Here is a 9,636-nt window from a genome sequence, read left to right as displayed (position 1 = left end):
TCATCTGCCGCAGGCAAATGTGGCGGGCATAAAAAAGCCGGTGCAACTGCACCGGCCAAAAGGCGTTGGAAAACTCGAACCTGCGGGGTTTACCAGTTCTTGCCGAGGCGGCCATCCAGGCTGAAGGCCCCTGCACCGGCCGCCGCCAGGGCCAGGAAACCACCGGCCACGGAGACGTTCTTCATGAACATCAGCATCTGCATCTGGTCGGCAGGCTGATAGTGGAAAATAAAGGCGGCCATCAGGGTGAAACCGGCCATCAGCACGGAGAGGCTGCGGGTAAACAGGCCCAGCATGATGGCGAGGCCACCACCCAGCTCCAGCAGGATCACCAGCGGCAGGATGAAACCGGGCACGCCCATGGCTTCCATATACCCCTGGGTACCGGCGTAACCGCCGATCTTGCCCCAGCCCGCAATCACAAACATCAGAGCCAGCAGTACGCGACCCACCAGCAGTGCCAAATCTTTCATCTTGTCCATTTCAATATCCTCGTTTTGCGTCACATCACCGCTGACTGCTTCAGGGTAGGTCAAATAACAGGGCTTGGCTGGCACTCATGGCCACCAGATCCCATTTGGGCTCATCACGACTGAGTACCCCGTCGCCGGGTCGGGCAGCCAGACCGTTGGCGGCAAGCTCCCCTGAAATCATCTGCAGGTAACCGTGTCGGCCGGCCAGCTCCCAGGTGAGGCTCTCACCCGGTTCAAGCTGCAACCGCCATACGCGGGCCTGCTGGCGGATCCTGAAGGATCCTGCTTCGCCGTCCGGTGACGCCACCAGCGTCATGCCCGGGTTGGCTTCAATCTTCTTCTGCTGATAGCCGGGTGTCGTGCCGTGTTCGTTCGGCTCGATCCAGATTTGCAGCAGGGAGAGCGGCTCGGTCTGCGAGGGGTTGTATTCGCTGTGCCGGATGCCGGAGCCTGCGCTCATCAGCTGGAAATCCCCCGCCGGGATCTGCTCGGCATGGCCGAGGCTGTCCTTGTGCTCTATGGTGCCTTGCAGCACGCAGGTCAGGATTTCCATGTTGGCGTGAGGGTGGGTCGCGAAACCGCCACCCGGCGCCACCAGATCCTGATTGATGACCCGCAGCACTGAATGCCCCATCCAGTCCGGGTCGTAGTAGTGCCCGAAGGAAAAGCTGTGGCGCGCATCCAGCCAGCCGAAGTTGGCCTTGCCGCGCGCTTCTGCGGCTCTCAATTTCATCATGGTGTGCTCCTCACGTACCGATACGGTTGATTAACGCTGTTTGCCGCTACCGATGCCGAACGGAATGCGGTAGTCGCTGCTCTGCTCACCCAGGCTCACGGTCAGGTTGCCCTGGGTGCGGCTCGGGATCTGGACCTGCTGGCTGCCCATCAGGTTGGCGTGGACGGAGGCAACCAGGTCGCCAGACTCGTCACGCACTTCCAGCATGGGGTTGCCCTTGCCTTCCACCGCGGCGGTGGCGTGCCAGTTTACAAACAGCACACCCGGGGCGGCGTTGAGGTCGGCCGGAACGGAAGCCTGAGCAAAACCTGCGGTCATCAGGCCTGCAACGGCCAGCATCTTGATTACGTTTTTCATGTTCATTCACTCTCTTGGTTTTATGTCATTGCCAAGGCCGCTGTGGCCAGAATCAATGCATCCATGCAAGAGGTCATTCAAATAGTGTGTTGTTCTTTCACCGAAGTCAGACGCCCTGATTGAGGGGGTCACAGTCTGGAACTACCCGTTTATTTGGCTGCTTGGCGCTCCTGCCTAAGCGTTGATTGAATATTAAAGACACTTGGCCTAACTTGTTAGCGAGATAAACTGGCAAACATGTTCAAAAAAATTGAAGGCAATTTATGGCCAAGGAACTGAACAAGGAACGGGCGCTGACCCTGGAAGCCATCCGGGTGCTGGATGCCATCGATCGCCGCGGCAGCTTCGCGGCGGCAGCCGACGAACTGGGCAAGGTGCCCTCGGCGCTGAGCTACACGGTACAGAAGCTGGAAGACGAGCTGGACGCCATGCTGTTCGACCGCAGCGGCCACAGAACCAAGTTCACCCCGGCCGGCCGCATGCTGCTGGAGCGCGGCCGGATTCTGCTGGAGGCGGCCGAGCATCTGGTGGGCGAGACCCGGGCGCTGGCCCGCGGCTGGGAGACCGACATCACCATCGCCGTCGATGCGCTGGTGCCGCTGCAGGCGCTCTACCCGCTGGTGGAGCGGCTGGCCGAGCTGACCGATACCCGGCTGCGGCTGCGGGCCGAAGTACTGGCGGGCAGTTGGGAGTGTCTGGAGGATGGCCGGGCCGACCTGCTCATCTCCTCCCTCAATCCCGACATCATGATGACCGGCATCAAGCACCAGCCGCTGCAGGAGGAGGTGATGCTCTACGTCGCCCACCCGGATCATCCCCTGCATCAGGAGCCGGAGCCCCTGGCGGACGATACCCTGCGCCGCTACCGGGCCATCGCGGTGGCCGACACGGCGCTGCGCAAGCCGGTGCTCACCTATCGTCTGCTCGACAAGCAGCCGCGGCTGACCGTCAGCACCATGGGCGAGAAGCGCGATGCCCTGCTGGCGGGGATCGGGGTCGGCACCATGCCGCTGAGCTGGATTGAAGAGGACATCCGGGCCGGACGGCTCAAGGTGATCAGCCCCGAGTATCGTCACCAGATCCAGGTGGTGCTGGCCTGGCGGCGCGACACCATGGGCAAGGCCAAGAGCTGGCTGATCCGGGAGATACCCAAGCTGTTTCCCTGCAAGGGGGAATAAATGTCTGCCGCGCGAGGGCGGCGGCGCAGGAAGTGCCGAAACTGAGCCCCTGTCTTGACGGCGGGCTCAGATTCTAGGAAAAGAAAAAAGCGGCCCTCTTGCGAGTTCCGCTCAATGCCAGGAAAGAATAAAAAACCTTGCGGTTTAAAAAACCCTTAAATTGGAAGCAAACAATCGATTTCTCAACCAGGAAGGTCTTGAATCCGATTCGTTTTGAATTATGCGCGATGTTTTATGCGCCACCAGCAAAATGTTGAACGGTTGAAGGATATGCACCGCAGAGTATCACTATCTGCAACCTTCGAGCGCGACTGGTCTGGCCATTTCAATCGATTAGGTCGGGTTTGTTTCCTCTGGTTTTTTAAAGTGTCAATATCTGAGCCCACAACGACAAAAGAACTCAATTTCTGACACAACATAAAAATGCAGATAAAGGAATAGTTGCATGACCTACAGCCAGACCCTGGCCAACAATATTCTCGACACCCTGAAGAAGACCCTGACCGACAAGGGGATCCGCTATCAGACCCTGGCGGAAGCCATGGGGGTCTCCATCGCCACCGTCAAACGGATGATGAACAAGCCCTCCCTGCCGTTCGACACCCTGCTGGAGGTGTGCCATCTGGTGGGGCTCTCGTTCGAGGAGTTGCTGGACCGCACCCAGGACGCCCAGAGCCGGCGCGCCGTCTTTACCCAGGAGCAGGACGAGGCGTTCCACAATGAGCCCGGTCTCTACGCCTTTCTCGCCAACATCTTCTGGCGCGACAAGACCCTGATCGATCTCAAGCGGGAGTACGGCCTGACCGATGCCTCCTGCTACCTCTATCTGCGCAAGCTGGAGAAGCTCGGCATCCTGCAGCTCGGCATCGACAACAGTTACCACTTCCTCATCAGCGAGCGGATCAGCTTCGAGCAGCACAGCCGCTTCGCCCGTCAGCAGGCGCGCCAGGCGATGTCGGTGCTGGGGGACTATCTGGTGGAGAACATGCACAGACCCAACAACTACATGGCCCTGTGTCAGCTCCATCTGGACGAGAGCGAGGCGATGGCGCTGATCGAGCGGATGAAGGAGTACTGGCACCAGGAGCTCAAGCTCAACCGCCCCGCCATCGGCCAGCGGGAGGGCAGCAAGACCTACACCATGTCGCTGCAACTGGCCGACTGCGGCTACCAGAGCTTCGACGACCTGATCCCCAATATCGACAACTGATCCCGGCGGATCCCGCGGGATCCGCTCCCCCTCCTTTCCTCACAGGCATGACCCGCCAGGACACGCCGGATCCACGAGCCGGGTTTGCGGCAGCTTGCCTGCGAGTGGCTGCAATGCTCGCGTATCGAAACAGATGCGGATGGCGTCCGGTCGCCAGTGTTCGATGTCGCAATCCACCAGCGCTCCCCGCTCGTCGTAGTTGACCCGCACCAGCCGCAGCACGGCGCTCCCCTCCGCCAGATTGAGGGCGCGGGCAATGGCGCCGCGCGCCGCCGAGGGGGTGATCTCAAGGCTCGCCCCACCCTGGCCTATGCCATAGCGCTCCCGATAGAGCTCGGTGAGGGAGCTGGCCAGCGGCGCGCTGGCGATGTCGGGAAACCGGCTGGCCAGCAGGTGGTGGCTGACGTGCAGCACGGGGCGGCCGTCGATGAGGCGCAGGCGGCGGATTTCATAGAGCGGGGTGAAAGGCTCCAGCCCCATCCAGCGGCAGAGCTCGCTGCTGGCCAGCTCGCCGCCGTGGGCCAGCACCCGGGTCTCGGCGGTGCGCTGCTGCTCGCCGATCCACTGGTGAAAGTGGGTGTGGATGGCGGGGTCGTAGGTGAGGCGGGGCGGTGCCACGAACCAGCCGCGCCGCTCGGCCCGGTAGATGAGGCCATCCGCCTCGAGGCTGGAGAGCGCCTCCTTGATGGTGATGCGGGTGGTGGCGAAGCGCTCGCTCAGGGCCCGCTCGGCCGGCAGTTGCTGCCCTGCACCCAGCTGGCCGCTGCCGATATAGCGGCGCAGGGTCTGGCAAATCTGTTCACACTTGGAGGCGCGGCCATCGGCCACTGCCCGCTCGCTCAATCTCGGTTCGATCACGCTCATCTTCCTGTCGATCATCCTGGCTGCCGTGGCTGGTTCAACCTCTCGCTGGAGTAGTCCAGCCTCACTCGGATTGAGAGTTGTAACCGTGCAGGATGACAGCGCCATGACAGGGCGATTGTCATCAAACTGCCATCAAAGCGCCCCGCCACCGTCATATTTCCCCTCTAGCATCCCTCTCGAACCTTAACTGACCTAGTCCAGAGGGATGGAATGATGAAAAGCGTGATCGCAAGTGCACTGGCCCTGGTGGCCATCAGTCAGCCACTGTTTGCCGCCGAGAACATCGCGGATCTCGAAAAGGCCGCCCGCGGTGAAGGCCAGCTCAGCAGCGTCGGCATGCCGGACAGCTGGGCCAACTGGAAGGATACCTGGCAGCAGCTCGGCAGCATCTACGGCATCAAGCATCAGGACACCGACATGAGCTCGGCCCAGGAGATCGCCAAGTTTGCCGCCGAGAAGGGCAACGCCACCGCCGACATCGGCGATGTGGGCGGTGCCTTCGGCCCGGTCGCGGTCAAGCAGGGGGTCACCCAGCCCTACAAACCCTCCACCTGGGCCGACATTCCGAACTGGGCCAAGGATGCGGATGGTCACTGGATGCTGGCCTATACCGGCACCATCGCCTTCCTGATCAACAAGGATCTGGTCAAGGCCGCCCCCACCAGCTGGCAATCCCTGCTGGGCGGCGACTACAAGGTGACCCTGGGTGACGTGGGTGTCGCCTCCCAGGCCAACAACGGCGTGCTGGCGGCGGCCTATGCCACCGGCGGCAGCGAGAAGAACCTCAAGCCTGCGCTGGAGCTGTTCGGCAAGCTGGCCCAGCAGGGCCGTCTGTCGCTGAACGACCCCACCATCGCCAACATCGAGAAGGGCGAAGTGGAAGTGGGTGTGCTGTGGGACTTCAACGCCCTGAACTACCGCGACCAGATCGACCCCAAGAAGTTTGATGTGGTGATCCCGAGCGACGGTTCCGTCATCGCCGGCTACACCACCATCATCAACAAGTGGGCCAAAAACCCCAACGCCGCCAAGCTGGCGCGGGAATACATCCTCTCCGACGCCGGCCAGATCAACCTGGCACGCGGCTACGCCCGCCCCATCCGCAACAACGTGACTCTGCCGGATGACGTCAAGGCCAAGCTGCTGCCGGCCAAGCAGTACGCCAATGCCAAGCCGGTCCAGGATCACGCCGCCTGGGAGCAGAGCTCCAAGGCCCTGCCGCGCCAGTGGCAGGAAACCGTCATGATCAACATGCAGTAAGGAGCGGCCAGTGCAACACAAGGTGATAGTGGTACTTGTGGATGGCCTCTCTGCCGAGGTAGCCCATTGCATGGGCTACCTCGCGGGCATGGTGGAGGCGGGACAGGGGTTGCAGGCCACCCTGAGCTGTGCCCTGCCCTCCCTCTCCCGGCCCCTCTACGAGTGCATCCTGACCGGGACGACGCCGGTGGAGAGCGGCATCACCCACAACGGGGTGAGCCGTCTCAGTCGGCAGGAGTCCATCTTCCATCTGGCCCGCGCGGGCGGCAAACGCACCGCCGCGGCGGCCTACCACTGGGTGAGCGAGCTCTACAACCAGAGCCCCTGGCAAGCGGCGCGGGATCGCTTCACCCATGACGAGCGACTGCCCATCCAGCACGGCTGTTTCTACTGGGAGGACGGCTACCCCGACAGCCATCTGCTGATGGATGGCGAGTGGCTGCGCAGCCAGTACGACCCCGATTTTCTCTTGATCCACCCGATGGGGGTGGACGATGCGGGCCACAGGTTCGGCCTCGACTCCCGTCAGTACCGCAATCAGGCGCGCCGGATGGACAGCCTCTTGGCCGACCTGCTGCCCCAGTGGCTGGCGGAGGGGTATCAGGTGGTGATCACCTCGGATCACGGCATGAACAACGACTTGAGCCACGGCGGTACCCTGACCGAGGAGCGCCGGGTACCGCTCTGGCTGTTTGGCGATGCGTTCGTGGCCCAGTGGCCGGCCGGTCCCGCCATGCAGCAGACCCAGCTCTGTGCCCTGATGGCCGATCTGCTGGGGGTTTCCCACGACAAGCCGGGCTGCCCGCCGCTGCTCAAGGCCGGCAACCTGCCGGAGGTACACTGATGATGCCCGCGACTACCGAGATCCTGGCGGATCAACCCGCCATCACCCGGCGCCGGCTGCGTCGCCACTGGTTGCCCGCGCTGGTGCTGCTGCCGTTCATTCTCTTGATGATCCTGTTCCAGCTCGCCCCCATGGTGTGGGTGCTGGTGGGCAGCTTTCAGACCCCCGATGGCTGGGGCCTCGACTACTACCGGGAGATTTTGAGCTCCCCCTTCTACCTGCAATCGTTCGGCAACTCCTTGCGCATCGCCGGCATCGCCAGCCTGGCGGGGCTCGCCATCGGCACGCTCGGGGCGGCGGCGCTGCGCCACAGTGGCGAGCGGGTAAAACGGCTGCTGCTGGCCTTTGTCACCATGACCGGCAACTTCAGCGGCGTGCCGCTGGCCTTCGCCTTCATCATCATTCTCGGCATCAATGGCGCCGTGACCCTGTTGCTGAAATCCTGGGGCCTCATCGACGGCTTCAACCTCTACTCGGGCAGCGGCCTCATCCTCATCTACACCTACTTCCAGATCCCGCTCGCTCTGCTGCTGCTCTACCCGGCCTTCGATGCGTTGCAGGATGAGTGGCCCCAGGCCGCCGCCCTGCTCGGGGCGAGCAAGAGCCAATATGTCTGGCACGTGGCGCTGCCGGTGCTCACCCCCGCCCTGCTCGGCACCCTGATCATCCTGTTTGCCAACGCGGTGGGGGCCTATGCCTCCGCCTACGCCCTCACCACCGGCAACTTCAATCTGGTGACTATCCGGGTGGCGAGCCTGGTCTCCGGCGACATCTTCCTCGAGCCCAATATGGCGGCGGCGCTGGCGGTGATCCTGATGGTGCTGCTGGGGGTGGTGACGGCCGCCAACCAGTGGCTGCTGAAAAAGAGCTACGTGAACAAGGGGCAATCCCATGCATGATTTGAAACCTGGCTGGCCGCGCTGGGTGCTGGGGGCCCTGGTGGCTACCCTGCTGCTGCCCCTGCTGGCCACATTTCTCTACTCCATCTCCACCCGCTGGGGGGCGACCCTGCTGCCGGATGGCTTCACCCTCGACTGGTATCTCAAGCTGTGGGGCGATCCGCGCTTTCTGGCGGCCTTTGGCCGAAGCCTCCTGGTCTGCTTCGCCACCCTGCTGCTGGGCACCCTGGTGCTGGTGCCGACCGTGCTGGTGGTGGCCTACTACTTCCCCAGGCTGGATCCCTGGATGAACCTGTTGATCCTGCTCCCCTTCGCGGTGCCGCCGGTGGTCTCCTCAGTCGGGCTGCTGCAGATCTATGCCGATGGCGTCCTGCCCATCATCGGCACGCCGTGGATCCTGATCGGCACTTGGTTCACCGTGGTGCTCCCCTTCATGTACCGGGCGCTGGCCAACAGCCTGCAGGGGGTGCCGCTCAGGGATCTGATGGATGCCGCCCACCTGCTGGGGGCGAGCAGCCGCCGCGCCTTCCTGCTGGTGGTGATCCCCTGCCTGCGCAAGGGGCTGCTGGCGGCGCTGTTTCTGTCGCTCTCCTTCCTGCTTGGCGAGTTCGTGTTCGCCAACATGCTGGTGGGCACCCGTTACGAGACCCTGCAGGTCTACCTCTACAACATGCGTTCGACCTCGGGCCACTTCACCAGCGCGCTGGTGATGAGCTACTTCCTGCTGACCCTGCTGCTCACCTGGGCGGCCAACAGATTTCATAGGTGAATCAAGATGTTCCATCTAGAAGTGAATCAACTGCACAAATCCTACGGCGACACCCGGGTGTTCGAGGGGATCGAATTCGGCATCCGCAAGGGGGAGCTGGTGACCCTGCTCGGCCCCTCCGGCTGCGGCAAGTCCACCCTGCTGCGGGCGCTGGCCGGGCTCACCCCGGTGGATGGCGGTCAGGTGCGGGTGGCCGGTGAGGAGATTACCTGGCAGGAACCCCAGAAGCGGGGCATCGGCATGGTGTTCCAGAGCTATGCCCTGTTCCCCAACATGACGGTGCGGGACAACGTCGCCTTCGGCCTCAAGATGAAGCCCCAGCCGGGGCGAGATCTGGCCGCCAGCGTGCAGGAGGCGCTGGCGCTGGTGGAGCTGACCGGCTTTGAGCGCCGCTATCCGGCCGAGCTTTCCGGTGGCCAGCGCCAGCGGGTGGCCCTGGCCCGGGCTCTGGTGGTGCAGCCGCGGATCCTGCTGCTGGACGAACCGCTCTCGGCCCTGGATGCCCGCATCCGCCGCAGCCTGCGCCAGCAGATCCGCGAGATCCAGCAGCGCCTCGGGCTCACCACCATCTTCGTCACCCACGATCAGGAGGAGGCGCTCACCATGTCGGACCGGATCTTCCTGATGAACAAGGGATCCATCGTCCAGAGCGGCACGCCGGAGGAGATCTACACCCGCCCCGCCGATGCCTTCGTGGCAGGCTTTATCGGCAACTACAACCTGCTCGATGGCGAGCAGGCCAAGGCCCTGTTCGGCCAGCACTGTCGTGGCAAGCTGGCGCTGCGACCTGAATCCCTCTCCCTGCTGCCGGCCGGCGCCCGCAGCGACGAGCCGCACCTGCCGGGGGTTATCAGCGGGCAGCAGCTGCTCGGCAACGTGATCCGCTATCAGGTGAGCTGTGAGGCAGGCCTGCTGACGGTGGATTGCCTCAACCGCTCGGCCCGGGATCTGCTGCCGGTGGGCAGTGCCGTGACCCTGGCGGTGGCCCGGGATCAACTCTGTGAGGTAGCATGACGCCCCATTACATTTCCATTTTCACTGCGAGG

General features: G+C 63.1%; 11 protein-coding genes. 7 read left to right on the top strand and 4 right to left on the bottom strand.

The window, feature by feature from the left end:
• Nucleotides 1-89: 89 nt before the first annotated feature.
• The 3 genes from AB5Y95_RS14455 to AB5Y95_RS14445 are packed head-to-tail and all read right to left on the bottom strand — an operon-like array spanning nucleotide 90 to nucleotide 1,572.
• Nucleotides 90-482, bottom strand: coding sequence for a DoxX family protein (locus tag AB5Y95_RS14455; RefSeq protein WP_005306139.1), 393 nt, complete (start codon nucleotides 480-482; stop codon nucleotides 90-92).
• A gap of 40 nt (nucleotides 483-522) precedes the next feature.
• Entirely contained in the window at nucleotides 523-1,209 is a 687-nt protein-coding gene (locus tag AB5Y95_RS14450; protein WP_005306141.1) for a pirin family protein, read from the bottom strand.
• Between the two features lie 30 nt (nucleotides 1,210-1,239).
• Nucleotides 1,240-1,572, bottom strand: coding sequence for a hypothetical protein (locus tag AB5Y95_RS14445; RefSeq protein WP_011707661.1), 333 nt, complete (start codon nucleotides 1,570-1,572; stop codon nucleotides 1,240-1,242).
• Nucleotides 1,573-1,829: 257 nt separating this feature from the next.
• Here AB5Y95_RS14445 and AB5Y95_RS14440 point away from each other — a divergent pair, with 257 nt between their 5' ends.
• Complete coding sequence (locus tag AB5Y95_RS14440; protein ID WP_005306149.1) at nucleotides 1,830-2,744, top strand: LysR family transcriptional regulator; 915 nt, start codon at nucleotides 1,830-1,832, stop codon at nucleotides 2,742-2,744.
• A 445-nt stretch (nucleotides 2,745-3,189) separates the two neighbouring features.
• Nucleotides 3,190-3,954: a helix-turn-helix transcriptional regulator gene (locus AB5Y95_RS14435; protein ID WP_216973489.1), complete on the top strand. Its 765-nt coding sequence runs from the start codon at nucleotides 3,190-3,192 to the stop codon at nucleotides 3,952-3,954.
• 39 nt (nucleotides 3,955-3,993) lie between these two features.
• On the opposite strand, the gene AB5Y95_RS14430 is transcribed toward AB5Y95_RS14435, so the two are convergent.
• Entirely contained in the window at nucleotides 3,994-4,833 is an 840-nt protein-coding gene (locus AB5Y95_RS14430; RefSeq protein ID WP_368161467.1) for a UTRA domain-containing protein, read from the bottom strand.
• Between the two features lie 198 nt (nucleotides 4,834-5,031).
• Between AB5Y95_RS14430 and AB5Y95_RS14425 the strand changes: the two genes are divergently transcribed.
• The 5 genes from AB5Y95_RS14425 to AB5Y95_RS14405 are packed head-to-tail and all read left to right on the top strand — an operon-like array spanning nucleotide 5,032 to nucleotide 9,604.
• The gene (locus AB5Y95_RS14425; RefSeq protein WP_368161466.1) at nucleotides 5,032-6,078 is read left to right on the top strand and encodes an ABC transporter substrate-binding protein; all 1,047 of its coding nucleotides are present in this window, start codon (nucleotides 5,032-5,034) and stop codon (nucleotides 6,076-6,078) included.
• 10 nt (nucleotides 6,079-6,088) lie between these two features.
• Nucleotides 6,089-6,922 carry an alkaline phosphatase family protein gene (locus tag AB5Y95_RS14420; RefSeq protein WP_219326923.1) on the top strand — a complete coding sequence of 278 codons (834 nt, stop codon included), beginning with the start codon at nucleotides 6,089-6,091 and terminating at the stop codon, nucleotides 6,920-6,922.
• Nucleotides 6,922-7,821: an ABC transporter permease gene (locus AB5Y95_RS14415; RefSeq protein WP_368161465.1), complete on the top strand. Its 900-nt coding sequence runs from the start codon at nucleotides 6,922-6,924 to the stop codon at nucleotides 7,819-7,821. The genes AB5Y95_RS14420 and AB5Y95_RS14415 overlap by 1 nt, the downstream gene beginning before the upstream one ends.
• A complete protein-coding gene (locus tag AB5Y95_RS14410) occupies nucleotides 7,814-8,590 on the top strand; it encodes an ABC transporter permease (RefSeq protein ID WP_368161464.1) in 777 nt (258 codons plus the stop codon). Before AB5Y95_RS14415 ends, AB5Y95_RS14410 begins: the two co-directional genes overlap by 8 nt.
• A gap of 6 nt (nucleotides 8,591-8,596) precedes the next feature.
• Complete coding sequence (locus AB5Y95_RS14405; protein WP_025202543.1) at nucleotides 8,597-9,604, top strand: ABC transporter ATP-binding protein; 1,008 nt, start codon at nucleotides 8,597-8,599, stop codon at nucleotides 9,602-9,604.
• The last annotated feature ends 32 nt before the right edge of the window (nucleotides 9,605-9,636 follow it).

Source organism: Aeromonas sp. R5-3 (assembly GCF_040908225.1).
GTDB classification, from domain to species: Bacteria; Pseudomonadota; Gammaproteobacteria; order Enterobacterales; family Aeromonadaceae; genus Aeromonas; species Aeromonas dhakensis.
Note: the sequence above shows the minus strand (reverse complement) of the source record. Positions and strands in the feature narration are given on the sequence as shown.